General features: G+C 33.0%; 22 protein-coding genes. 15 read left to right on the top strand and 7 right to left on the bottom strand.

Annotated elements, in window-relative coordinates; genetic code table 11:
- Nucleotides 1–80: 80 nt before the first annotated feature.
- A complete protein-coding gene (locus tag IRZ83_RS12045) occupies nucleotides 81–932 on the top strand; it encodes an N-acetylglucosamine kinase (protein WP_194569043.1) in 852 nt (283 codons plus the stop codon).
- A gap of 10 nt (nucleotides 933–942) precedes the next feature.
- The gene (locus IRZ83_RS12040) at nucleotides 943–1,317 is read left to right on the top strand and encodes a methylglyoxal synthase (RefSeq protein ID WP_194569342.1); all 375 of its coding nucleotides are present in this window, start codon (nucleotides 943–945) and stop codon (nucleotides 1,315–1,317) included.
- On the opposite strand, the gene IRZ83_RS12035 is transcribed toward IRZ83_RS12040, so the two are convergent.
- A complete protein-coding gene (locus IRZ83_RS12035; RefSeq protein WP_194569041.1) occupies nucleotides 1,298–1,678 on the bottom strand; it encodes a Rid family detoxifying hydrolase in 381 nt (126 codons plus the stop codon). The two genes, IRZ83_RS12040 and IRZ83_RS12035, sit on opposite strands and share 20 nt — an antisense overlap.
- A gap of 26 nt (nucleotides 1,679–1,704) precedes the next feature.
- On the bottom strand, nucleotides 1,705–4,404 hold the full coding sequence (locus tag IRZ83_RS12030) for a putative LPS assembly protein LptD (RefSeq protein WP_194569039.1): 2,700 nt from the start codon (nucleotides 4,402–4,404) through the stop codon (nucleotides 1,705–1,707).
- Between the two features lie 82 nt (nucleotides 4,405–4,486).
- On the opposite strand from IRZ83_RS12030, the gene IRZ83_RS12025 reads away from it, so the two are divergent.
- The 9 genes from IRZ83_RS12025 (at nucleotide 4,487) to IRZ83_RS11990 (ending at nucleotide 12,034) form a co-directional block, all read left to right on the top strand.
- On the top strand, nucleotides 4,487–5,611 hold the full coding sequence (locus IRZ83_RS12025) for an N-acetylmuramoyl-L-alanine amidase (protein WP_194569037.1): 1,125 nt from the start codon (nucleotides 4,487–4,489) through the stop codon (nucleotides 5,609–5,611).
- A 50-nt stretch (nucleotides 5,612–5,661) separates the two neighbouring features.
- The gene (locus tag IRZ83_RS12020) at nucleotides 5,662–6,627 is read left to right on the top strand and encodes an MlaD family protein (protein WP_194569035.1); all 966 of its coding nucleotides are present in this window, start codon (nucleotides 5,662–5,664) and stop codon (nucleotides 6,625–6,627) included.
- Between the two features lie 5 nt (nucleotides 6,628–6,632).
- Nucleotides 6,633–7,967, top strand: coding sequence for a (Fe-S)-binding protein (locus IRZ83_RS12015; RefSeq protein ID WP_194569033.1), 1,335 nt, complete (start codon nucleotides 6,633–6,635; stop codon nucleotides 7,965–7,967).
- A gap of 121 nt (nucleotides 7,968–8,088) precedes the next feature.
- The gene (locus IRZ83_RS12010; RefSeq protein WP_194569031.1) at nucleotides 8,089–8,880 is read left to right on the top strand and encodes a (Fe-S)-binding protein; all 792 of its coding nucleotides are present in this window, start codon (nucleotides 8,089–8,091) and stop codon (nucleotides 8,878–8,880) included.
- Nucleotides 8,881–8,903: 23 nt separating this feature from the next.
- Nucleotides 8,904–9,110: an isochorismatase family protein gene (locus IRZ83_RS19610; protein ID WP_317174564.1), complete on the top strand. Its 207-nt coding sequence runs from the start codon at nucleotides 8,904–8,906 to the stop codon at nucleotides 9,108–9,110.
- Nucleotides 9,046–9,453 carry an isochorismatase family protein gene (locus IRZ83_RS12005; RefSeq protein WP_255526411.1) on the top strand — a complete coding sequence of 136 codons (408 nt, stop codon included), beginning with the start codon at nucleotides 9,046–9,048 and terminating at the stop codon, nucleotides 9,451–9,453. Before IRZ83_RS19610 ends, IRZ83_RS12005 begins: the two co-directional genes overlap by 65 nt.
- Nucleotides 9,454–9,467: 14 nt before the next feature.
- A complete protein-coding gene (locus IRZ83_RS12000; RefSeq protein WP_194569029.1) occupies nucleotides 9,468–9,950 on the top strand; it encodes an ABC transporter ATPase in 483 nt (160 codons plus the stop codon).
- A 499-nt stretch (nucleotides 9,951–10,449) separates the two neighbouring features.
- Nucleotides 10,450–11,595, top strand: a complete 1,146-nt coding sequence (bshA, locus tag IRZ83_RS11995) for an N-acetyl-alpha-D-glucosaminyl L-malate synthase BshA (RefSeq protein ID WP_194569027.1) — start codon at nucleotides 10,450–10,452, stop codon at nucleotides 11,593–11,595.
- Between the two features lie 16 nt (nucleotides 11,596–11,611).
- The gene (locus tag IRZ83_RS11990) at nucleotides 11,612–12,034 is read left to right on the top strand and encodes a protease complex subunit PrcB family protein (RefSeq protein ID WP_029273118.1); all 423 of its coding nucleotides are present in this window, start codon (nucleotides 11,612–11,614) and stop codon (nucleotides 12,032–12,034) included.
- A gap of 135 nt (nucleotides 12,035–12,169) precedes the next feature.
- On the opposite strand, the gene IRZ83_RS11985 is transcribed toward IRZ83_RS11990, so the two are convergent.
- Complete coding sequence (locus tag IRZ83_RS11985; RefSeq protein WP_029273119.1) at nucleotides 12,170–12,667, bottom strand: hypothetical protein; 498 nt, start codon at nucleotides 12,665–12,667, stop codon at nucleotides 12,170–12,172.
- Nucleotides 12,668–12,828: 161 nt separating this feature from the next.
- A complete protein-coding gene (locus tag IRZ83_RS11980) occupies nucleotides 12,829–13,653 on the bottom strand; it encodes a UDP-2,3-diacylglucosamine diphosphatase (RefSeq protein WP_194569025.1) in 825 nt (274 codons plus the stop codon).
- A 188-nt stretch (nucleotides 13,654–13,841) separates the two neighbouring features.
- Here IRZ83_RS11980 and aroC point away from each other — a divergent pair, with 188 nt between their 5' ends.
- The 3 genes from aroC to IRZ83_RS11965 all read left to right on the top strand — a co-directional run bounded on the left by aroC (nucleotide 13,842) and on the right by IRZ83_RS11965 (nucleotide 18,567).
- Nucleotides 13,842–14,900 (top strand): chorismate synthase, encoded by a 1,059-nt coding sequence (gene aroC, locus IRZ83_RS11975; protein WP_056249796.1) that lies wholly within the window; start codon nucleotides 13,842–13,844, stop codon nucleotides 14,898–14,900.
- A gap of 57 nt (nucleotides 14,901–14,957) precedes the next feature.
- The gene (locus IRZ83_RS11970) at nucleotides 14,958–16,241 is read left to right on the top strand and encodes a dicarboxylate/amino acid:cation symporter (RefSeq protein ID WP_194569023.1); all 1,284 of its coding nucleotides are present in this window, start codon (nucleotides 14,958–14,960) and stop codon (nucleotides 16,239–16,241) included.
- A gap of 148 nt (nucleotides 16,242–16,389) precedes the next feature.
- A complete protein-coding gene (locus IRZ83_RS11965; protein WP_228520687.1) occupies nucleotides 16,390–18,567 on the top strand; it encodes a response regulator in 2,178 nt (725 codons plus the stop codon).
- On the opposite strand, the gene IRZ83_RS11960 is transcribed toward IRZ83_RS11965, so the two are convergent.
- Nucleotides 18,564–19,814: a DEAD/DEAH box helicase gene (locus IRZ83_RS11960; RefSeq protein WP_194569019.1), complete on the bottom strand. Its 1,251-nt coding sequence runs from the start codon at nucleotides 19,812–19,814 to the stop codon at nucleotides 18,564–18,566. The two genes, IRZ83_RS11965 and IRZ83_RS11960, sit on opposite strands and share 4 nt — an antisense overlap.
- Nucleotides 19,815–19,949: 135 nt before the next feature.
- Nucleotides 19,950–20,987 carry a formimidoylglutamase gene (locus IRZ83_RS11955; protein ID WP_194569017.1) on the bottom strand — a complete coding sequence of 346 codons (1,038 nt, stop codon included), beginning with the start codon at nucleotides 20,985–20,987 and terminating at the stop codon, nucleotides 19,950–19,952.
- A gap of 97 nt (nucleotides 20,988–21,084) precedes the next feature.
- Between IRZ83_RS11955 and IRZ83_RS11950 the strand changes: the two genes are divergently transcribed.
- Nucleotides 21,085–21,963: a hypothetical protein gene (locus IRZ83_RS11950; RefSeq protein ID WP_029273126.1), complete on the top strand. Its 879-nt coding sequence runs from the start codon at nucleotides 21,085–21,087 to the stop codon at nucleotides 21,961–21,963.
- Nucleotides 21,964–22,049: 86 nt separating this feature from the next.
- Here the strand turns inward: IRZ83_RS11950 and hutI are convergent, their stop codons facing one another.
- Nucleotides 22,050–23,288: an imidazolonepropionase gene (gene hutI / locus IRZ83_RS11945; protein ID WP_194569015.1), complete on the bottom strand. Its 1,239-nt coding sequence runs from the start codon at nucleotides 23,286–23,288 to the stop codon at nucleotides 22,050–22,052.
- Nucleotides 23,289–23,332 lie beyond the last annotated feature (44 nt).

The following is a 23,332-nucleotide window of genomic DNA, read 5'->3' as shown; positions in this document are numbered from 1 at the left end:
ATTTTGTTACGTCTTTAATTAATGTAAAAAGTACACTTTTTAATTTAGTTAAAGAAAAACTAATCCAAAAACTAAAGAAAATGAAATTAATAGTTGATAGTGGATCTACTAAAGCCGATTGGATTGCAATTGATGATAATGGAAAAGTATTATTCACCACACAAACTTTAGGATTAAATCCTGAAATTCTTGACGGTCCTGAAATTGTTTCAAGATTAAACGATCGTTTTGATATCCTTCAAAATAAAAAAAATGCTACCCATTTGTTCTTTTACGGAGCAGGTTGCGGCACGGAGAGAATGCAGACTTCTCTTTCTCAAATATTTCAAGAATATTTTAATAATGCAATAGTTGAAGTTCATGAAGATACTTATGCTGCGGTTTATGCAACAACTCCAAAAGGAGAAGAAGCAATCGTAAGTATTTTAGGAACAGGTTCTAACTGCAGCTATTTTGATGGCAAACTATTACATCAAAAAGTTCAGTCGCTGGGCTATATTGTTATGGATGACTGCAGTGGAAATGTTTTCGGAAAAGAATTAATCAGAAAATATTATTTCAATAAAATGCCTAAAGAATTAGCAGTTGAATTTGAAAAAGAATATAATTTAGATGCTGATTTTATCAAAAACAAATTATACAAAGAACCAAATCCAAACGCATATTTAGCGACTTTTGCGAAGTTCTTGATCAAACATAAAGATTCTGAATTTTGTAGAAAAATTATCTTCAAAGGAATGAAATCGTTCGTTAAAAATTACATTCACCAATTTGATAATTGTAAAGAAGTTCCAGTTCATTTTGTTGGTTCTATTGCTTTCTATTTAAAAGATGAATTACAAGAAACATTTAATAAATATGAACTACAATTAGGTAATGTTTTAAGAAGACCGATTGATGGACTAATTGCATACCATGTTGCTAATCAATAGTTCTGGTTTTATGGAAATTGCTATTATTGCTCATGATGGTAAAAAAGCTGATTTAATTGATTTCTTAATTAAAAACGAGGCTGTTTTGCATCACGAAAAAATAAAGCTGATTGGTACAGGAACTACTGGAGGAAAAGCCGAAGCTGCAGGTTTTAAAACGCAAAGAATGCTTTCTGGACCTTTAGGAGGTGATGCACAAATTGCAGGAAGAGTTGCAGAAGGAATAACTCAAATGGTTTTCTTTTTTAAAGATCCTTTATCGAGTCATCCACACGAAGCTGATATCAATATGCTGATTCGTGTTTGTGATGTGCACAATGTGCCGCTGGCCACGAATGAAGCAACGGCACAATTATTATTAGATGCTATTGCACTGAAATTATAGAAATTTCAACATTTACATTTTTTGGCAAACATGCCACTTGAACCGTTTCACGAGCTGGAGCGGTTTTTTCGTTAAAATAAGATCCGTAAACCGTGTTTATTGCAGCAAAATTATTCATATCCATGATAAAAATAGTTGCTTTCACAACGTTTTCAAACGTCATATCTGCAGCTTCTAGAATTGCTGCTATATTTTCCATAACTTGTTTTGTTTCGTCAAGAATATTTTCAGTAACAAGTTCTCCTGAAGCTGGGTTTATAGCAATTTGTCCAGAAGCATAAAGTGTATTTCCTGATAATACGGCTTGATTGTAAGGACCGATTGGAGCAGGAGCTTTTTCAGTAAAAATGATTTTTTTCATATGAATTATTTTTATTCGAAAGTAATTTATCGATTAGAGGTACTTCGTTTATTCCATTTAATGTCGCTTAAGACACCAGATTTAATTCCGATAAAGAAATTCCAGTTTGAATTTGGTCCAAGAGGCGTCCAGTTAAAAGCCATTCTCCAGCTTAATAAATCCCTCTCAAAACGGAATTGTGTAAAAGTAACTCCCTTTTGCACAAAGTCATAACCAGTAGAAACACCGCCTTTCCATTTCGGTGTAATGTCCATATTGGCTGAAATCATGATAGAGTTATTACTAATTTTATTTTCTCTGTTTACATTGCTGTATGTTAGTGAATAAGCCAATGTCATGTCCCAAGGCAATTTAGAGTTGAAAAATTCGGTTATAACATCTTCTCCTTTGTCTTCCTTGTCATTTGCAAACTGACTATTTCGACTGTCATTTAAATCAGTATTAGTTCCGAATAAATCATCTTTACGACCTCCATTCCGTTCGCTTTGCTTGTTTTCTTCCTTTTGTCCTTTATTCGAAAAGCTATAATTTAGAGTAAGGTTTGCGCTTGTCATTCTAAATAGACTTCCACCGTTGTCGATGTTGAATTTATCTATTTTTGCCCCAGAATTGTCAATAGCGTAAGGATCTAATACTGCTCCAAAATTGACATTCATTTTGTTGTCAAAAAATTGTGTCCCACCACTTACCAGCAAAGGCTGCCAAGCTAGAGTTTGCTTTCCGTCAGCATCAAAGTTATAACTCGTACTGAAGTTCAGGTTGTTTAACAGCATTATTTTTTTGGGTTCTGTCTTTGTGCTGTCGCTGTCTCTTACTTTAGCTTCAAAAGTATTACTCAGAGCAAAACCTACTATATTAGAATTTGCTTTGCCAGGAGCGCCAAAAACACCGCCCTCAAAGCGAGTATACTCCGTTGTAATTCGGCCAGAAGCATCTACAGCATAAGTGTTATAGTATTTTTCAAAGCTCGGTGTGTAAGCATATGTAATTGAAGGACGCATGACATGACGAATCGATTGAATTTTTTTGTCTTCACCAAAATTAAAAGTACCGTAAATTGTAGTTCCTAAATTTGTGCTGAAATTGTATGTTCTAAAGGCATCAAAACCATTTACAGTTGTAGTAACAACTTGGCTTTGATTTGCGTCGTAATTTTTATTAATGGTTTTGGTTACCCAAGTTTCCTGGTAATTAGTTGAAGCTCCGGCACTGAAATATTTGAATATTTTAAAGTTGGTACTTATCGGAATAGTATGTTGCATACCAATTTGCGCGTCTTTAAACATTTGTGGCTTAAAGAATAAAGAATCGGTTGTTACAAAGCTATTTTTTCCGCTTAAGTTATATTGTAAATTGATGTTTTTAATAAATCCTTTTTTTACGCCGTCTTTTCCAACAAAAGGATACACACGGTCTATACTTGCCTGAAGTGATGGCAGAGTCATGTTTATTACTTCTGTTTGTGTATTTTGTGAATGCGTTGCTGTTAATGATATACGAGCCTGCGGAATTGTATTAAAGGTTTTATTGTAAGAGATAGATGAACTTAAAGTATTATTCAAATTAGATCCTACATTGGCCTGATTAATAGATTGTTTGAAGTATTTACTGCTACCCATGTTTACAGAGGCAGAAAATGTCGAATTTGGGTTCGATTTAGTATCTTTTGAGTGCGACCACTGAATGTTGTAAATGCTTTGTTTTGAATAATCTGGATAACCTCTCTCGCTGCTGATCAAGTTTTCAAAACGTACATTGATATTTCCTCTGTATTTATATCTTGTAGCGTATGCAGACTCAAATCGCATGGCGTAACTTCCATTTGTGTAATAATCACCTAAAACGGTAAGGTCATAATTGTCACTCAAGGCAAAATAATATCCTCCATTTTGTAAAGAGAAACCTCTTGTGTTTGAGTCGTTGTAGCTAGGGATAATAATTCCAGATATACTTTTTTCTTCACTCATTGGAAAATAAGCGAAGGGCAATGCAATAGGAGTAGGAACATCAGCAATAACCATATTGGTTAAACCTGTAACTACTTTTTTTCCGGGAATAAATTTTACCTTGTTGGTTTGAAAATAATATTCAGGATTGTCTACATCTGTTGAAGTAGTAAAACGCGCTCCTTTTAAAAAGTAAACAGAATCATTTTCTTTTTTAGTAACTGCAGCTTTTATTTTAAATTCTCCTTGCTCGGTTCTTGAATTATAAATTAAAGCTTTTTTTGTTTTAAAATTAAATCGGATTGAGTCAGGCTGTACTTCACTCGATCCTTGTTTGAAGTTTGGATATTGAGTTAAAACTCCTGCTGAATCTTTTATTCTTCCGGCATAGACTTCATCTTTTTCATAATCAAGTACAATTATGCCCGATTTTAACTCAACATCTTTATAATATAATTCAGCTTCGTTATAAAGTGTGATCAGCTTTTTCTTCTGATCAATCTTAGCATAATCTTTAGCTTTATATTTTACCTTTCCGTCAAGAAAAGTCTTTGTAGGCTTAATGCTGTCCACTTTCACAGTGTCAACTGTGGTGTTTTTTGTTTTATCTGTTTGTTTTACAGTTGGTAACGGCTTTTTTTTAGTTTTTATATCTTGCGAATATAATTTACCACATCCTAGTGTTAGGAAAAATGATAATAAAACGATATTAAATAAGTTTGTATGCAAAGGTTTAAATGCTATTTTTGTAAAAGTATGGCTTGTTTTTTGACATGTCAAACTTACATATAATTTTTTGTCAAAAATAATCAATTGTAAAAATTATAGCAGTTGCATTTTATTAAAATTAACTTTTAGATTTATGAACATATTTAACAAAACTAGGCTAATCTTTAGTTTTTTTCTAACGATAATTTCATTTTGTGCTTACAGTCAGGCAAATGTTTTTAAGGTAACACTTGATGCTGGACATGGTGATCATGACTTTGGAGCTGTTTACAGTGGTCGGATAGAAAAAAATATTGCTTTGGCCATTGTGCTGAAAGTTGGAAAAATTTTGGAAGCCAGCCCAAATGTTGATGTTATTTATACCCGAAAAACGGATGTTTTTATTGATTTGGTCGAAAGAGCCAATATTGCAAACAGAGCAAATTCTAATATTTTTGTCTCTATTCACTGTAATGCAAATAAAAATACTGCTGCAGACGGAACAGAAACTTATGTAATGGGTTTGAGTAAAGTCGCATCGAATCTTGAGGCTGCGAAAAAAGAGAACTCGGTTATTACCTTGGAGAAAGATTACAAGCGTAAATATGAAGGTTATGACCCGAATTCGCCAGAATCGATGATTGGAATGACTCTTATGCAGGAAGAATATTTAGATAATAGTATTTCACTAGCTGATAAAATTGAAGCTAACTTTGACAGATTAGGAAAAAAACTTCGTCAAGGCGGTGTAAAACAAGCTCCATTTATGGTGCTTCATAAAGCTTACATGCCTAGAGTTTTAGTTGAAACAGGTTTTGTTTCAAATCCTACAGAAGGAAATATTTTAAATTCAGAAGACGGACAAAACGATATTGCCAAAGCTATTGCCGAAGCGATCTTAAGTTATAAAAGCGAGTATTTTGGTTCTGGAGTTCCAGAAATAGCAGATGCCCGCCCAGCAAGAGATACTTCGACTCCAAAAAAACCTAAGGCAGATCCTGTTGTACCTGCTAAAAATGCTCCAAAAGGAACTTTTTATAAAGTACAGCTTATCGCAAGTATAAAGAAAACACCGCTAGATCCTAAAAACTTTAAAGGATTGAAAAACGTTACAATGCTGTATGAAAACAATATTTATAAATATTTCTATCAGGAAACTTCAGATTATGAAGCAGCAAAAAAATATTTGCAAGAAGCTAAAAGTAAAGGATATGGAGCGTCATTTTTGACAGCAACTAAAGATGGAGAAAAAATCAGTATTCAAGACGCGACTAAATAATAGCCACAAGTTCGAATATTTATATTAATTTTGTACAAACACTTAGAATTTTGAAACTAACAAGAGAAATTAAAACGGCTATTTTAGTCATCGCGTCAATTTTATTATTTATTTGGGGCTATAGTTTTTTAAAAGGCAGAGACCTTTTTACAAATTACAAAACATTATATGTTGAATATGATAATGTGGAGGATTTGGCAGCATCAGCACCTGTAACCATAAACGGACTTATAGTTGGTAAAGTAAATAAGATTACAATTAATGAATTAACTGGTAAATTATTAGTTGAACTTCAGTTAAAAACTGATTTTCCAATTTCTAAAACTAGTACAGCATCGTTATATTCGCCAAGTTTAATTGGAGGAAAACAAATTAAAATTGTACCTAATCTTGCAGATAAAGATCCTGCAGTTGAAGGACAGGCGTTAGTTGGAAATGTTGAATTAGGGTTAACTGATTCCTTAGGAGGAAAATTAGAACCTATCCAGCAAAAACTAGATAAAATGCTGGTTAATATTGATGTTTTGGTTAGTGGGCTAAACAATACTTTAGATAAGACTACACAAGAAAACCTAAAGAAAACAATTGCTGAACTGAGCCAGACTATGCAGCAGTTTCATAAAGCTTCTGGAAGCCTTAATAATATTTTGGATACTAATAAAGGCCAAATTAACAGCGCTGTTTCGAACTTGAATAAAATGTCAAGTAACTTTAACAAAATATCTGATTCCCTAAACAAAGCTGACTTAGGAAAAACAGTTCGTAATTTAAACCAGACTTTAGCGAAAGTTGACGGTCTTATGAGCAACTTAAACTCAGGAAAAGGTACTGCAGGAAAATTATTGACGGACGATGCTTTATATAAAAATTTGGCTAAAACTTCGAAAGAGCTTGAATTGCTGTTGCAGGATGTTCGTCTTTACCCAACTCGTTATGTAAATGTTTCTCTTTTTGGAAAGAAAAACAAACCTTATGTAGCACCGAAAGAAGATGCAAATTCAACTACTAAAAATTAATTAGAATGAGTTATTTAGATAATATTTTGTTCGCTATACTTCTTATAGTTGGTTTCGGTTTTTTTGCAACGAGCGTAAAAAAGATCATCCGAAACATTAACTTAGGTGTAGACATAAATCGAAAAGATAATTCTAAAGCACGTTGGAAAAACATGGCAATGATTGCTCTTGGGCAATCTAAAATGGTAAAACGTCCTGTAGCTGGAGTGTTGCATATCGTGGTTTACCTTGGTTTTATTATCATTAATATCGAATTATTAGAAATCATCATCGATGGGTTATTTGGTACACATAGAGTTTTTGCTTTTTTAGGAACAGCTTATGATGTACTGATTGGATCTTTTGAAATATTAGCACTTTTGGTTCTTGTAGCTGTTTCCGTTTTCTGGATCAGAAGAAACATTGTGAGATTGAAACGTTTTATTAATCCAGATTTAAATGGATTTCCTAAAAGTGATGCAAATTACATCTTGTATTTTGAGATGGTTTTAATGACATTATTTTTATTGATGAATGCTTCTGACCTGCATTTGCAAAATGTTCCGGGAGGATTTTCTCATTTTCATAAAGCAGGAAGCTTTCCTGTAAGTCAATTTATTGCACCAATTTTTAACGGAATGTCGAATGAATTGGTGATGTTGCTTACTGAAGTATTCTGGTGGTTGCATATTGCAGGTATTCTAGTTTTTATGAACTATTTGTACTTTTCAAAACATTTGCACATTCTTTTAGCTTTCCCAAATACCTATTTTGCAGATTTAGAGCCTAAAGGAAAATTTGACAATTTAGAGTCGGTTACAAAAGAAGTTAAGTTGATGATGGATCCAAATGCTGATCCGTTTGCAGCGGCTCCAGCTGATGAAAATGCTGTCCCAAGTAAATTTGGAGCAAGTGATGTTCAGGATTTAAACTGGGTTCAGTTATTAAATGCTTATACTTGTACGGAATGTGGACGCTGTACATCATCATGTCCAGCAAATCAAACGGGTAAAAAATTGTCTCCTCGTAAAATTATGATGGATACGAGAGACCGTCTGCAAGAAGTTGGAAAAAATATAGATGCTAATAAAGGTGTTTTTGTTCCAGACAATAAAACACTATTAAACGATTATATTACACCAGAAGAATTGTGGGCATGTACTTCTTGTAACGCTTGTGTAGAAGAATGTCCGGTAAATATCAGTCCGTTGTCTATTATTATGGATATGCGCCGCTATCTAGTAATGGAACAAAGTGCTGCTCCTATGTCATTGAATGCCATGATGACTAATATTGAAAACAATGGAGCGCCTTGGCAATACAATCAGCAGGACAGATTGAATTGGAAGAACGAGAATTAAAATAGTTAATTGGTTATTTTTTAGCCCTTTAATCCATTAATAAAATAAAATTTCGGTTTTTAGTAAAGGTTATTTAGAGAGATTAACCAAATAGAATTTAGCCGATTAACAACAAAAAAAGATGTCAGAAAGTTTAGTAGTGCCTACAATGGCAGAAATGCTAGCCCAAGGAACACAGCCAGAAGTTTTATTTTGGGTTGGTTGCGCGGGAAGTTTTGATGATAGAGCAAAAAAAATTACAAAAGCATTTGTACGTATTTTAAACCGCACGAATGTATCATTTGCAGTACTAGGTACAGAAGAGAGTTGTACCGGAGATCCTGCAAAACGAGCTGGAAATGAATTTTTGTTTCAGATGCAGGCCATGATGAATATCGAGGTTTTAAATGCATACGAAGCAAAAAAAATCGTTACGGCTTGTCCGCATTGTTTTAATACTTTAAAAAATGAATATCCTGAGTTAGGAGGTCAATACGATGTAATTCATCATACAGAGTTTTTAAAATCTTTAATTGATGAAGGAAGACTAACTGTTGAAGGAGGACAATTTAAAGGTAAAAAAATCACTTTTCACGATCCTTGTTATTTAGGAAGAGCCAATAAGGTATACGAAGCTCCAAGAGATTTGATTCAAAAACTTGATGTTGAATTAGTCGAAATGAAACGTTCTAAAGCAAACGGCTTATGTTGTGGAGCAGGTGGAGCACAAATGTTTAAAGATGCTGAACCAGGAAACAAAGAAGTAAATGTTTTGCGTACAGAAGATGCTTTGGAAGTTCAGCCGGATATTATTGCAGCAGGCTGTCCGTTCTGTAATACAATGTTAACTGACGGTATTAAAAATAAAGAAAAAGAAGGTCAGGTTAAAGTAATGGATATTGCGGAGTTAATTGCTAACGCACAAGATTTATAGTTTAAAACACTACGATTGATTAAATGAAGAAGGCGCTTTTAGTTATTGATATTCAAAATGATTATTTTGAAAATGGAAATATGCAACTTGTTAATTCAGAAGAAGCAAGTGAAAATGCTAAAATGATACTTGAAAAGTTTAGATCGGATAAATTACCGGTAATTCATGTACAACATATTGCTACTAGGCCAGATGCAACTTTTTTTTATAAAGGGGACAAAAGGTGTTGAAATCCATGAAAATGTTAAGCCTGAGATTGGAGAGAAAATCATAGAGAAAGGATTTCCAAATAGCTTTAGAGAAACAGATCTTTTAAAATATTTACAAGAAGAGAATATTACAGAGCTGGTTATTCTTGGTATGATGACACATATGTGTATAGATGCTACTACTCGCGCAGCAAAAGATTTCGGATTTAATTGTACATTAATCGAAGACGCTTGTGCAACGAAAGATCTCGAAATAAATAACAGAAAAATAAAATCTAATGATGTTCAAATTGCATTTTTATCAGCATTAAACTATTTTTATGCGACGGTAATAAATACAAAGAACTACTTACAGGACAATTAAATCTAAAATTAAAAATGTATATACCTTTTGAAAATTTACCTGGTGAATCCAGAATCTGGATTTATCAATCGAACAGAAAATTTTCTGAGGAAGAATTTTCTGAAATTGAGACTGATTTAAAGTCTTTTGTAGAAAGCTGGGCAGCTCATGGAACTAGTTTAGAAGCTTCTTATTTATTGAAATATAACCGATTCATTATTTTGGCTGTAAATCAAGATGTGCAGGCAGCGACAGGTTGTTCTATCGATAGTTCAGTGGAATTTATTCAGAGTTTAGAGAAAAAATACAATGTCGATTTACTTGATAAAATGAATGTTACTTTTAAGCTAGGAGAGCATATTGCACACAAGCCATTACTTGATTTCAAGAAAATGGTGAAAGACAAATCGGTATCTGAGAATACGATTGTTTTTAATAATTTGGTAAACAATATTGAAGAATTTAACGAATCTTGGGAAGTTCCTGCGGCAGACAGCTGGCACAGTAGATTTTTCTAAAAGATATTTATAATATTTGAAAGGCATAAAATTTAGATTTTGTGCCTTTTTTTATTTTATTGGTTTGAAATTGTTTCAGGTTTAAGGTTTCAAGTTTTAAGTTTGTCATTCTAAAGCATTCGAAGGATCGCACGTGTAGCTCGACAATGATTATCAGGCTATACTTTCTTTTGAAAACCAGGACTTCTAATGTAGCCCCGATGGTAGCGGCATCCTTTTTCTTGCTTCTTTAGCAAGGAAAAGATATAGCGTACAGCGGGACAAATTGTTCTTTTGAAAACTAATCTTCTGCTCGTGAATAAGCTATTAGTTATGAGTTATGTAAAAAAAACTTTTAAGAACTTTGATGCGCTTAGGATAATAAACGGAATTTAAGTTCGTAAATCTAGAATTCTAATAATCTCCTAATCTGATTGATCTAAGATTTACAAAAATCTAACATTTTAAATGTCCGAATAAATGTGATTTTTGAGTACTTTCGTAGTATTAAATTTAATACATGAAAATAGCAATAGTTTGTTATCCGACTTTTGGTGGTAGTGGGGTTGTAGCCACAGAATTAGGCCTTGAATTAGCCAGACGCGGACACGAAATCCATTTTATTACCTACAGTCAGCCCGTTAGGCTGGCACTTTTAAATCCAAATGTTCATTATCACGAAGTAAACGTTCCTGAATATCCTCTTTTCCATTATCAGCCTTATGAGTTGGCTTTGTCAAGTAAATTGGTCGATATGGTGAAATTATATCAAATTGAAGTTCTTCATGTGCATTATGCAATTCCGCACGCTTATGCGGGTTATATGGCAAAGCAAATGCTTAAAAATGAAGGTATTAATCTTCCGATGATTACAACACTTCACGGAACTGATATTACGCTGGTAGGAAATCATCCTTTTTATAAACCCGCAGTAACATTTAGCATCAATAAATCAGATTATGTAACTTCGGTTTCACAGAGTTTGAAAGATGATACTTTGAAATTATTCAAAATTAAAAACAAAATAAGGGTAATTCCGAATTTTATTGAATTGGATAAAGTAAAAAAAGATCCTTTGGCACCCTGTCACCGTTATGTAATGGCGAAGGAAGACGAGCGCATCATTACGCATATCAGCAATTTTAGAAAAGTAAAACGTATTCCGGATATTATTAAGATTTTTTACAATATTCAGAAAGTTATGCCTGCTAAATTGATGATGGTAGGTGATGGCCCTGAGAAAGAAAAAGCAGAGATTTTATGTCAGGAATTGGGAATTTACGATAAAGTAATTTTCTTTGGAAATAGTAATGAAATTGACAAAATTTTACTTTTGACAGATTTGTTTCTGCTTCCTTCAGAAACAGAAAGTTTTGGTTTGGCAGCTTTAGAAGCAATGGCGTGCGGAGTTCCTGTAATTTCAAGTAATTCCGGTGGTTTGCCTGAAGTAAATTTCGATGGTTATTCAGGCTATTTAAGCAATGTTGGAAATGTTGAAGAAATGGCTGCAAATGCAGTAAAGATTTTAGAGGACGATGCTGTTTTGAATCAATTTAAAGCAAATGCCTTAGAGGTTGCAAAGAAATTTGACATTATAAATATATTGCCTAAATATGAAGCTTTGTATCAAAGAGCAATAGATGATTATAAATATGAGAAACATTAATTTTAAATAAACGTAAATGAAAAAAGTAATTTCGGTTTTGACAGTTTTTGTTTTAATTTCTTGTGGAGCAAAAAAAACAACAGATTCAAAAGCATTGTATGAGGTTTTAACGGAACAATCTGATGGAGGAGGGAATATTAAGTTTTTTGAAATTTTGACAGAACCAAATGAGATCAAAATGCTGCAAAATGATCCGCTTTTAGCTGATAAAATGAAACAGGCCGATATTAATAATTCTAACTATGTTATTCTGAACATGGGTGAGAAGAACACCGGAGGTTATTCTATTGGAGTTGAGAAGGTAGAAGAAACAGAAAAAAATATTATTATTACAGTTAAGGAAAATGCTCCAGCTACAGATGCGATGGTAATGCAGGTGATTACTTACCCTTACACAGTTGTAAAGGTGCACTCTAAAAAAGAGATTATTATCAAATAATTATTAAGAAACACTTCGACTTCGCTCAGTGTGAAAATGATGTTTTTTAAAGTAATTTCTTTTTTCTGAATAAAAAAAAATCCTGTCGTTTTGAGGCGACAGGATTTTCTTTACAATTATTTTTTACTTTTTATTTTAGAATTTGAATTTGATTCCTAAACCAACGTCAAATCCAAAGTTATCATCATCATAATATCCAGAACCAATTTCTGGTCTAGCATCTAATGACAATAAAATAGGCACTTCCTTAAATCCGTATTCAATACCTATATCTCCAGCAGCAAAAACATACGTTCCGCTGTCGTTATATTTTACATTATTGTTATAGTAATCATGATCCCAAGCAGCGATACCGCCACCTACACCAGCGTACCAGTTGAATCCTCCATCGATGTTCCAAACCCATTGGTAAAGAGCAACACCTTTGATTGCATCTACATCACTGCTGTTTCTCCATCCTAAATCGAATTCAAGTCTGTTTTTTTGATTTAATCCTCTTTGGTAAGATACTTCTCCTCCAAAACCGTTATTGTCGCCTAAACGTAATCCTAATGCATTTTTAGCAATGTCTTGTGCTTGTGCCGTAAATGCAAGTCCGATTAGCATAATGGCAGATAGAATGATTTTTTTCATAAAAATGGTTATTAATTTTTTTCAAATGTATAATTACAGTCAAATACAGAACGTATAAAATTATTAGAAATTGTTATATAATTCACATTTTAATAGTGGTCAAGATATAACTTGAATTGAAGAAAGTCAATAACGGCGGTAAGTTTCTTAAAATGAAGAGTTTACTTTTTAATAATCATCGAAGCCAGCAATTCAGAAGTTAAATTGTCTTCCATTTCAAAAAAATTTTCTTCTTCAGTAAAATTGCTTTCAGCGTAAGAGAATAATTTCCAACGCTTTTTGTGGTATTCAAGAGCAGTTAGATTTTCTACCCAATCTCCTGAATTTAAGTATAATGTAGATCCGTGTTTATTTTCTTTGGTAATTATTTTAGGTTCATGAATATGTCCGCAAATTACATAATCATAATTTTTTTCGATAGCAAGATCTGTAGCAGTAGTTTCAAAATCCGAGATAAATTTAACGGCTTTTTTTACACTTGCTTTTATTTTCTTAGAAAAGGAGTAGGGTTCACGGCCAAGTTTTGCCAAGCACCAATTTGCAAATCGATTAGATAGAATTAAGTAATCGTAACCTAAACCGCCAAGTTTAGCAATCCATTTTGAATGCTGTACAGAAGCATCAAAAACATCTCCATGAAAAATCCAAGCTTTTTTATTGTCTAGTTCTAAGACTAATTTATCTACTAAAGAAAAATTGCCCATATTCATATCGCTGAATTTTCGAAGAATTTCATCGTGATTTCCAGTAATATAATACACTTTAGTACCTTTAGAAGCCATTCCGATTATTTTTTGAATGACTCTTAAATGCGCCTTTGGGAAGTAAGATTTTCGAAATTGCCAAGCATCAATTATATCACCATTTAAAACTAAAGTTTTTGGTTTAATACTTGATAAATAGTTGTTTAGTTCTTTAGCGTGGCTTCCATAAGTTCCCAAGTGGACATCAGAAAGAATAACCAATTCAACATTTCTTTTTTTCAATTTTTCAATTTTTGAAGTTTAGCAAATAAAAGAAACTTAGACAAGTTTTGCTTTATGAAAAGGTTACCAATTTGGCTCCAATTTTAATAAATTATGATTTTTAATATGCTTAACCTTTAGTTAATAATACCAATTTTAAATTTTTTAATTTAATTCATAAAACTTACATTTGCTCAAAACAAATTACAATGGCAGGAAATAGCTACGGCACACTATATAAAGTTACTACATTTGGAGAATCTCATGGCGAAGCTTTAGGCGGGATTATCGACGGTTGTCCATCAGGAATAGAACTTGATTTAGAGGCGATTGAGGTTGAGATGTCTCGAAGAAAACCAGGACAATCGGCTATCGTTACACAAAGAAAAGAACCAGATGCAGTTCAGTTTTTATCTGGTATTTTTGAAGGAAAAACTACTGGAACTCCAATTGGCTTTATTATTCCAAATACCAATCAAAAATCAGACGATTACTCTCATATAAAAGATAATTACAGACCTAGCCACGCAGATTACGTTTACGATCAAAAATACGGTTTTCGTGATTATCGCGGTGGAGGAAGAAGTTCTGCTCGTGAAACTGCAAGCAGAGTAGTAGCCGGTGCTATTGCAAAACAAATGTTGCCTGAAATTAAAATCAATGCATATGTTTCATCTGTTGGCCCAATTCACTTAGATACGCCTTATCAAGATTTAGATTTTTCTAAAATCGAAAGTAATCCAGTTCGTTGTCCTGATGAAAAATCAGCGGCAATTATGGAAGAATACATTCGTGATATCCGCAAGCAAGGTGATACTGTTGGTGGTATTGTGTCCTGTGTAATTCAAAATGTTCCGGTTGGTTTAGGCGAGCCAGTTTTTGATAAACTACACGCTGAATTAGGAAAAGCAATGCTATCTATAAACGCAGTAAAAGGTTTTGAATACGGAAGCGGTTTTTCAGGATCTGAAATGAAAGGAAGCGAACACAACGATTTATACAATCCTGACGGAACTACAAAAACAAATCTTTCTGGAGGAATTCAGGGTGGAATAAGCAACGGAATGGATATTTATTTTAGAGTGGCTTTTAAGCCCGTTGCTACTATCATGCAAACTCAGGATTCTCTAGATAATAAAGGAAATATTACACCAATGACAGGAAAAGGACGTCATGATCCGTGTGTAGTACCTCGCGCAGTACCAATTGTTGAAGCAATGGCTGCGATTGTTTTAGCTGATTTTTATTTGATCAATAAAACATATTAATAAAAGTTAAGGCAGTGAGGGTCTTAATATTTTAATTATAAATAAAAAAACAAATTAATGCAACAAGTTACAGAAACCAAAAAAAAATCATTTCTTTCAGGCTTAACAGGGCAAATCATTATAGCGATGGTTCTTGGAGCAACTTTAGGAATTATATTGCACAATTCGATTTCGCCTGAAGCAGCACAATCATTCAGCAATAAAATAAAAATGCTTGCCACCATTTTTATCCGTTTAGTGCAAATGATTATTTCACCTTTAGTATTTACCACCTTAGTTGTAGGAATTGCCAAACTTGGAGATATTAAAACAGTGGGAAGAATTGGAGGAAAAGCGCTTGGATGGTTTTTTACAGCTTCATTTATTTCCTTATTAATTGGACTGTTTTATGTAAATATTTTACAACCTGGAGTGGGTTTGAAATTAGGACATGTTGATATGGCAGCAGCTTCAGAAGTTACTGCAAAAACAACATCATTGTCTTTTGAAAATTTTGTTGAGCATATTGTTCCTAAAAGTATTTTTGAAGCAATGGCAACTAATGAAATTTTGCAGATTGTAATTTTTTCTATCTTTTTTGGATTAGCAGCAGCTTCATTAGGAAGTACCGTTAAACCAGTTGTAAATGCTCTGGATAAAGCTTCGCATATCGTTTTAAAAATGGTGAATTATGTAATGAACTTTGCTCCAGTTGGAGTTTTTGGTGCGATTGCAGGTGTATTTGCGATTAGAGATGCCGAAGAATTAGTGATTACATATTTTAAATTTTTCGGATCTTTTTTAATCGGAATAAGCACTTTGTGGGTCATTTTAATTGCAATTGGCTATATTTTCTTAAAAGGCAGAATGACCGAATTATTGCGTCGTATTATCGGACCGTTAGCAATTGCTTTTGGAACAACAAGCAGTGAAGCCGTTTTTCCTAAATTAACAGAAGAACTAGAACAATTTGGTGTAAAAGATAAAATTGTATCCTTTATGCTGCCGCTGGGATATTCGTTTAATCTGGACGGAAGTATGATGTATATGACATTTGCAAGTATTTTTATTGCTCAATTCTATGGTGTTCACTTGTCTTTGGGAACGCAAATGGCAATGCTTTTGGTTTTAATGCTTACCAGCAAAGGTATTGCAGGAGTGCCAAGAGCGAGTTTGGTAGTTGTAGCAGCGACCTGCGGTATGTTTGATATTCCGGTTGAAGGAATTGCCCTTATTTTGCCAATCGATCATTTTTGTGATATGTTTAGAAGTGCAACCAACGTTTTAGGAAATGCATTAGCAACTTCAGTTGTTGGACAATGGGAAGATAATAAAGGCTTAGAGCCAAATTTGGAAGAATAAAATTAGAAAATTTCCAGTCGTTTTTATTACTTAAATAATGATAAAAAAGATAAACAATAATTAATGAAAAGTTGTATTTTATAGTGAAATACAGCTTTTTTTTATTTTTAAGTGTATATTTGAGAAAATTAGCCGATTTATGCCCCGAATGCGGATTTTTTTTCTTTTCATACTGTTTCTGAATTGTTTTGCCAATTCAGCAAGCGCGCAATCTGAAACCATTTCAGATGCTAAAATAAACAAACTTGTTAAGCAGGCTTGGGAGGATTTTAAAGATTCTAATTTCGAAAAATCTTTAATTGCTTCACGCGTGGCTTTGAACTACGCAACGGCTTCAAAAAACAATTATTTAATTTCAAAATCTTATAAAATTATCGCTGGCAATTATAATGAATTGTCAGAGTTTGATAAGGCGATTTTCTTCTACAATAAAAGTTTGTATTATGCTAATAAAACAAACAATGATTCTATAAAATACAGCCTCCATAATAATCTGGGAAATATATATTGTTTTGAAAAAAAACAGTTTGATAAGGGAATTTCATATTATAAAAAATCTATTGCTTACGGTTTAAAAATCAACGATATCAGCCAAGTGTATTTTACTAACGTAAATATTGCATGGGCTTATTTTGATGTTGGGAAATTTAAAGAGGGTTATCCTTATTTAAGGTTTGTTGGTGATAATATCAAAAAATACGGCGATGAATCTACTGAGATTGTAGTAAACATGCTTAACGGAATGTATTCCAGCTACACAAATAAAAATGACGAAGCAAATGCTTTTTTTATAAAAGCCATTGAAGTAGGTAAAACCAGTGAGGAAAAATCAGACTTGTCTTATGCGCATTTAGAATATTCAAAATTTTTAACCAAGATTAAAAAATACAAAGAAGCTTACGAAAATCTTATCATCTTCAATAAGATGACTGAAGATATTTACAATCAGGAAAAATTAAAAAAAGCTTCTATAGCTGGATTTAATCTGGAATTAGACGAATACAAAAGACAAATTGATAAAATTGAGAATGAAAAGATATCTCAATACCAAAGTCTTAAAAAGTCTAGAATTATTGTTATTCTTTTTGTTCTTATTTCTTTTATTCTAATTTTCTTGATTATTACATTGATCAAGAATATCAGATTTAAGAAAAAACACAATTTAGAGCTCTTACAAGCAAAAGAAATTGCAGAAGAAGCCTCGTTGCTTAAAACACAATTTATTTCGACTATAAGCCATGAATTGCGTACGCCATTGTATGGAGTGGTCGGAATCACGAATATGCTTCTGGAAGAGCATAAAGAATTATCTCGAAGCCAGCATTTAAGTTCTTTGAAATTTTCTGCAAGATATTTACTTTCACTTGTTAATGATATTTTACAGATTAATAAAATTGAGGAAAACAAAGTAGTTCTTGAAAATTTGACATTTAATATTTCAGATGAAATTACAATGATCAAAAACTCTCTTTCTTTTTTATCTCAAAAGAATAACAATGTAATCTCGGTTTATATTGATCCGGATATTCCGGAGTATTTGATAGGAGATAAACTTAGACTTGCTCAAATCTTAATGAATTTAGTCAGCAATGCTTTAAAATTCACGAAAAATGGTGAAGTTGAAATTAAAGTTAATCTACAGAAAATCGAGGGAAAATTATATTTCTTGGATTTTCTCATAAAAGATAATGGAGTTGGAATTGCAACTGTTGATCAAGGCAAAATTTTTGAAAAATTCGTTCAGGTAGGAAGAAAAGATGAAGATTATCAAGGAACTGGTTTAGGATTAAGTATTGTAAAACGATTATTAGGACTTTTTGGAAGTACAATTAGTTTAGAAAGTGATATAGGCGAAGGAACTGCTTTTTCGTTTATGATTTCTTTTGAGCACGATCCTCAGAAAACAAAAAGAATTATTGATGAAATTGAAGTAGACTTAACATCAAATGATGTGTATAAAATTTTAATTGTAGAAGACAATCGCATCAATCAATTGGTGACTAAAAAGATTATCGAGAAAAATAATTACATATGCAAAGTAGTTGATGATGGTTTAACTGCTCTAGAAATACTTGAAAAAGAAGAGTTTGACTTAATTTTAATGGATATTAATATGCCTATGATGAATGGGTTTGAAACCAGTAAAAGAATTCGCTTAAAGGAGATAAAAACACCTATTGTAGCTTTAACTGCATTTGATAAGGATGAAATTACTGATGAAGCGATTTCTTCAGGAATAAATGATATTATTGTTAAGCCGTTCGAGCCGATAAAGCTTTTTAAAATTATGAACTACTTAATACTTGAAGCAAAAAACGCTGGTTAATACCAGCGTTTTTTGTTTTGCTTAGAAGCATTAGATTTTCTCGATTTGTGAGCGCCACCGCTTCGGTTTGAATTTTTAGGTTTTTCAGCCGTTGCTTCTGGACTTCCCGCGTGCCATTGATACGGATGATCTGTAATCGTTTTTACGTCAACTTTTATCAATTTTTGAATATCTTTCCAATATGGATGTTCGTCTTTGCTGCAAAATGAAATTGCAATGCCACCATTTCCTGCACGGCCCGTTCTGCCAATTCGGTGAACATATGTTTCAGGAATATTTGGCAAATCAAAATTGATTACAAATGGCAATTGGTCAATATCAATTCCTCTCGCTGCGATATCTGTCGCGACAAGAACACCAACTTCTTTGTTTTTGAAAGCATCAAGAACACGTTGTCTCGCATTTTGCGACTTATCTCCGTGAATCGCTTCTGCCGGAATATCTTTTTTACGCAATGCTTTTACAACATTATCTGCGCCATGCTTAGTTCTTGAAAAAACCAAAACGTTAGATAAATCTTCATTTTTTATTAAATGATATAATAAATTTCTTTTTTCTGTTTTCTCTACAAAATAAACGCGCTGTTCTACATTTTCTGCCGTTGATGAAACAGGAGAAACTTCTACTTTTGCTGGATCTTGCAGGAACATTTCTGCCAATTCACGTATCGCAATTGGCATTGTAGCTGAGAATAATAAAGTCTGACGATTTTTAGGAGTAAGTTTTACGATCTTTTTTACATCGTTTATAAAACCCATATCCAGCATCTGATCAGCTTCGTCTAAAACCAAAGTGTGCAAGTGATCTAAATCAAGAAAACCTTGTTTTTGTAAATCTAATAATCTTCCTGGAGTTGCAACCAAAATGTCGACACCGCTTTTTAAGGCATCAACTTGTGGATTTTGCGAAACGCCTCCAAAAATGGTTAGTTGCGTTAAGTTGGTGTATTTAGCATAAGTGTCAAAACTTTGCCCAATTTGTACTGCTAATTCACGTGTTGGAGTAACAATAAGGGCACGAATTACTTTGGCTTTTTTTGATGAGCCTACAATTCGGTGTAATTGATGTATGATTGGGATAGCAAATGCTGCTGTTTTTCCTGTTCCAGTTTGTGCGCAGCCAATTAAATCTCTTCCGGCCAAAACGATCGGGATAGATTGTTCTTGAATTGGAGTGGGATTAAGGTAGCCTTCTTCAAATACGGCTTTTTGTATACTTTTTGAAAGTGATAAATCTTCGAATAACATATCTTAGGTATTAAGAATTTAGTTTTAATTACTAAAATTCTGTGCAAAGATAGGTTTATTCGGCCAATCCTTTATTTGAATCTTCGTTTATTTGGCAAACAGGCTAATTTTCAAGAGTTAATCTTTTTATTTTGATTAAATTTTTTCGTTATTGGCTTTGATAAAATCAGTCACTAAATAACCTATTAATTTTCCAATTAAATTATTGTTTGGAGATTCAGCTAAATCTGGTGCACCTTCGCAGATATGTAAGTAAGCAGCATTTCTGTGCTGACCGAAAAACGATATAAACTGACGCAGTTCCTCTACAGAAAAACCGCTGATAGTCATGGCACTGCTTGCTATATTCGGTATTGCATCCAAATCGATTTCGATTCCAAAAGATTCCGTTTTTATAAATTCTAAAGCTGCAAACATTTCTTTATTAAAATCTTTTTCTTTACGAATATTTACGCTGTCGTAGGTGTTATAACGCACTCGGTCTTCTAATTTTTTGATAATGTCCAGAACACTTTTTGAAGTATAATTTTCGTGAAGTCCAAAAATGAAATATTTTTTAAGAAAACCTTCTTCATAAGCGTATGAAAAGCCATTTCCGCTATGACGGCCTTCAAGAATTCTAAAATCGGAATGGGCATCAAAATTAATAGCGTTTATTGGTTTTCCTTTCGCTAAAGCTGAACCTTTTATGTTGCCGTAAGCATTATTATGACCACCGCCAATAATAATAGGCGTTTTTCCGGCTTTTATAATATTGAAAATAATGTGAGAAACTTCTTTGTCTATTTTTTCAACCAGTTGGCTCAATTTTGATCTGTCGTCGACGTCGTTGAAATCGAGATTTTCGACATCGCGCATTTCTTCAGAAACATTAATTTGTCCTAAAACGATAATTTGGCTTCCTTTACAAAAACGGTTGTGCTGAATATTTGCAATACTTTTTATCGCACTTTCCCATGCCGATGCTGTTCCTGGCCTTCCGTAATTAGCGCGCACGCCAATATCTTCCGGAATACCCAAAAGAACATATTTGGCTTCGCTCTCTTTTAGAAAATCAATTTTGTCTGCTCCTTTTGGAATAACAATCATCTTTTCTCCAAACTTTATCTCGCCGCTTCGATGATTTGTGACTTTTGCTAAATCATTTATAGTAAAAGGAATTAATTTCTCCATAAAAAAAAAATATTGTCCAAAAATAATATAATTGTAACAACTTACGTTATTAGGATATATTAATTCTTAAATTTGTTTTTAAAGAAAATTATTAAATATGGAAAACCCAAAGAACAACAACTCAAGTCTAAAAGCGGTAATCGCAGTTTTAGCAGTCCTACTGATCGGTAGCTTAGTGTACATTTTTAAATTATCTTCTGATACAGAAGTAGTTAAAACTGAACTTACATCAACGATGACAGAAAAAGAATCTGTTATGAAAGATTTGCAAGAATTGAAAGCAACTTATGATGCGGCAATTGCTGAAAATACTTCAATGTCTGATGAATTAATTCAGGAAAGAGATAAAGTAGTCGCTCTAATGGATGATTTAAATAAATCAAAAGGAGATGTGTCTAAATACAGATCTCAAGTTCAGGCAATGCAAGGTAAAATGAAAACTTTAGTTGCTGAAAATGACGAATTGAAAAAACAAAATGGTGTTCTAACAGTTCAAAGAGACAGTACAATTGTAGTTTTAGGAGAATCTAAAAAATACAATGAAGTATTAGTTGGTCAAAATGAAGAATTGGCTAAAACAGTTGAAAAAGGTGCTAAATTATCAGTTTTAAATACTAAAACAATTGCTTACAAAGTAAAAGGTTCTGGTAAACAAGTAGAAACAGATAAAGCTAGCCGTGCAGATGTTTTGAAAGTAAGTTTTACAATTGCTGAAAACCAAATTGCTAAATCTGGAGACAAAACGTATTATGTACAAGTTATCGATGCTAAAAACAATGTTTTAGGAGACAAAAAAACTGAAACTTTTGGAGATAACACATTAACATATAGTTTTAAAACTACAGTTAAGTATGAAAATAAAACTGTAAATGTTTCTGAAGATTTACTTGGTAAAGATTTCGTAAAAGGAGCTTACTTTATAAATATTTTCGATAACGATGAATTAGTTTCTAAAACTAGTTTCAACTTAAGATAATACGTCGAAGAGGACAATAATACCACTAAGATATTAAAGGTCTGTGATTTTTTCGCAGACCTTTTTTATTTGGAATACTTTATGATTTATTCGAGTATTTTTCCTTCAAGAAAAATGCTTTCAATCAAATTGCTTCCAAACGCATATGGAATTTGATAGTATGATGAAATAGGCTTTGTTAAGATAAGATTTGCCTTTTTTCCTTTTGTAATACTTCCATGAGTTTCTGAAAATCCCATTGCATACGCACCATTTATGGTAGCCGCATTTATGGCTTCTTCAGGTGTCATTTTCATCTTTATGCAGGCTGTTGCCACAACAAAATTCATATTTCCAGATGGAGTAGAGCCAGGGTTAAAATCTGTTGCCAATGCTAACGGAAGTCCTGCTTTTATCATTTCGCGTGCTGGAGTATACGGAATGCTTAAAAAATAAGAACAAGACGGCAATGCAACAGGCATCGTTTCTGTGCCTTTTAAAGCTTCAACGTCTTCTGGGTTCATGATTTCAAGATGATCTACAGAAAGGGCTTTAAATTTAATTCCTGCCTGAATTCCTCCAATAGAATTAAACTGGTTGACGTGAATTTTTGGCTTTAAACCGAATTGAATTCCAGCCTCCATAATTTTCTCCATTTCTTCAACAGAAAAATAACCGGTTTCACAGAAAACATCAATATAATCAGCTAAATTGTTTTTAGCGATTTCTGGCAACATTTTAGTTATAATTTCATCAATATAACCGGCTTTGTTTTCTTTGTAATGAAGAGGGAAAGCATGTGCCCCTAAAAATGTAGCTTTAATTGAAATTGGATAGTTTTCGGCTAGTTTTTTAATAACACGGAGCATTTTCAATTCGCCTTCAATTGTTAATCCGTAACCGGATTTTATTTCAACTGCCCCGGTTCCTAAATGCATGACTTCTTCCAAGCGAAGTTTTGACTGCTCATATATTTCTTCTTCTGAGGTTTCATTGAGTTTTTTAGCTGAATTTAAAATACCGCCACCGCGATTCGCAATCTCTTCGTAAGTAAATCCATTTATGCGGTCCACAAATTCTTGTTCGCGATTTCCTGCGTAGACAATATGCGTGTGACTGTCGCACCAAGAAGGTAAAACAACGCGTCCGGTTGCGTCAATCACTTTATCTGATTTGATTTCTGGAAGATTTTCCATCGATCCAAAATCTTCAATTAAATCATCTTTTAAAATTAAAAAAGCGTTTTTAATAGTGGGAAGTACTGCCATTTCATCACCTGAAACTTTAGAAATTGAAGTTTCACGAACTTGAAGGAGTTCTTGTATGTTGGTAATTAATGTTGTCATTGCTGGTGTTGTATAAACACAAATTTCACAAATTATCACGCACT

It is taken from the genome of Flavobacterium sp. JLP (assembly GCF_015350755.1).
GTDB lineage: Bacteria > Bacteroidota > Bacteroidia > Flavobacteriales > Flavobacteriaceae > Flavobacterium.
Note: the sequence above shows the minus strand (reverse complement) of the source record. Positions and strands in the feature narration are given on the sequence as shown.

Bases quoted from the DNA above. Each gene is read 5' to 3' on its own strand.
- IRZ83_RS11965 (WP_228520687.1), top strand. From the start codon at position 16,390: ATGCGGATTTTTTTTCTTTTCATACTGTTTCTGAATTGTTTTGCCAAT.
- IRZ83_RS12035 (WP_194569041.1), bottom strand. From the start codon at position 1,678: ATGAAAAAAATCATTTTTACTGAAAAAGCTCCTGCTCCAATCGGTCCT.
- IRZ83_RS11955 (WP_194569017.1), bottom strand. From the start codon at position 20,987: ATGGAGAAATTAATTCCTTTTACTATAAATGATTTAGCAAAAGTCACA.
- IRZ83_RS12010 (WP_194569031.1), top strand. From the start codon at position 8,089: ATGTCAGAAAGTTTAGTAGTGCCTACAATGGCAGAAATGCTAGCCCAA.
- IRZ83_RS12005 (WP_255526411.1), top strand. From the start codon at position 9,046: ATGTACAACATATTGCTACTAGGCCAGATGCAACTTTTTTTTATAAAG.
- IRZ83_RS12045 (WP_194569043.1), top strand. From the start codon at position 81: ATGAAATTAATAGTTGATAGTGGATCTACTAAAGCCGATTGGATTGCA.
- IRZ83_RS12015 (WP_194569033.1), top strand. From the start codon at position 6,633: ATGAGTTATTTAGATAATATTTTGTTCGCTATACTTCTTATAGTTGGT.
- IRZ83_RS12040 (WP_194569342.1), top strand. From the start codon at position 943: ATGGAAATTGCTATTATTGCTCATGATGGTAAAAAAGCTGATTTAATT.
- IRZ83_RS11970 (WP_194569023.1), top strand. From the start codon at position 14,958: ATGCAACAAGTTACAGAAACCAAAAAAAAATCATTTCTTTCAGGCTTA.
- IRZ83_RS11950 (WP_029273126.1), top strand. From the start codon at position 21,085: ATGGAAAACCCAAAGAACAACAACTCAAGTCTAAAAGCGGTAATCGCA.
- IRZ83_RS11985 (WP_029273119.1), bottom strand. From the start codon at position 12,667: ATGAAAAAAATCATTCTATCTGCCATTATGCTAATCGGACTTGCATTT.
- bshA (WP_194569027.1), top strand. From the start codon at position 10,450: ATGAAAATAGCAATAGTTTGTTATCCGACTTTTGGTGGTAGTGGGGTT.
- hutI (WP_194569015.1), bottom strand. From the start codon at position 23,288: ATGACAACATTAATTACCAACATACAAGAACTCCTTCAAGTTCGTGAA.
- IRZ83_RS19610 (WP_317174564.1), top strand. From the start codon at position 8,904: ATGAAGAAGGCGCTTTTAGTTATTGATATTCAAAATGATTATTTTGAA.
- IRZ83_RS11960 (WP_194569019.1), bottom strand. From the start codon at position 19,814: ATGTTATTCGAAGATTTATCACTTTCAAAAAGTATACAAAAAGCCGTA.
- IRZ83_RS12025 (WP_194569037.1), top strand. From the start codon at position 4,487: ATGAACATATTTAACAAAACTAGGCTAATCTTTAGTTTTTTTCTAACG.
- IRZ83_RS11990 (WP_029273118.1), top strand. From the start codon at position 11,612: ATGAAAAAAGTAATTTCGGTTTTGACAGTTTTTGTTTTAATTTCTTGT.
- IRZ83_RS12000 (WP_194569029.1), top strand. From the start codon at position 9,468: ATGTATATACCTTTTGAAAATTTACCTGGTGAATCCAGAATCTGGATT.
- aroC (WP_056249796.1), top strand. From the start codon at position 13,842: ATGGCAGGAAATAGCTACGGCACACTATATAAAGTTACTACATTTGGA.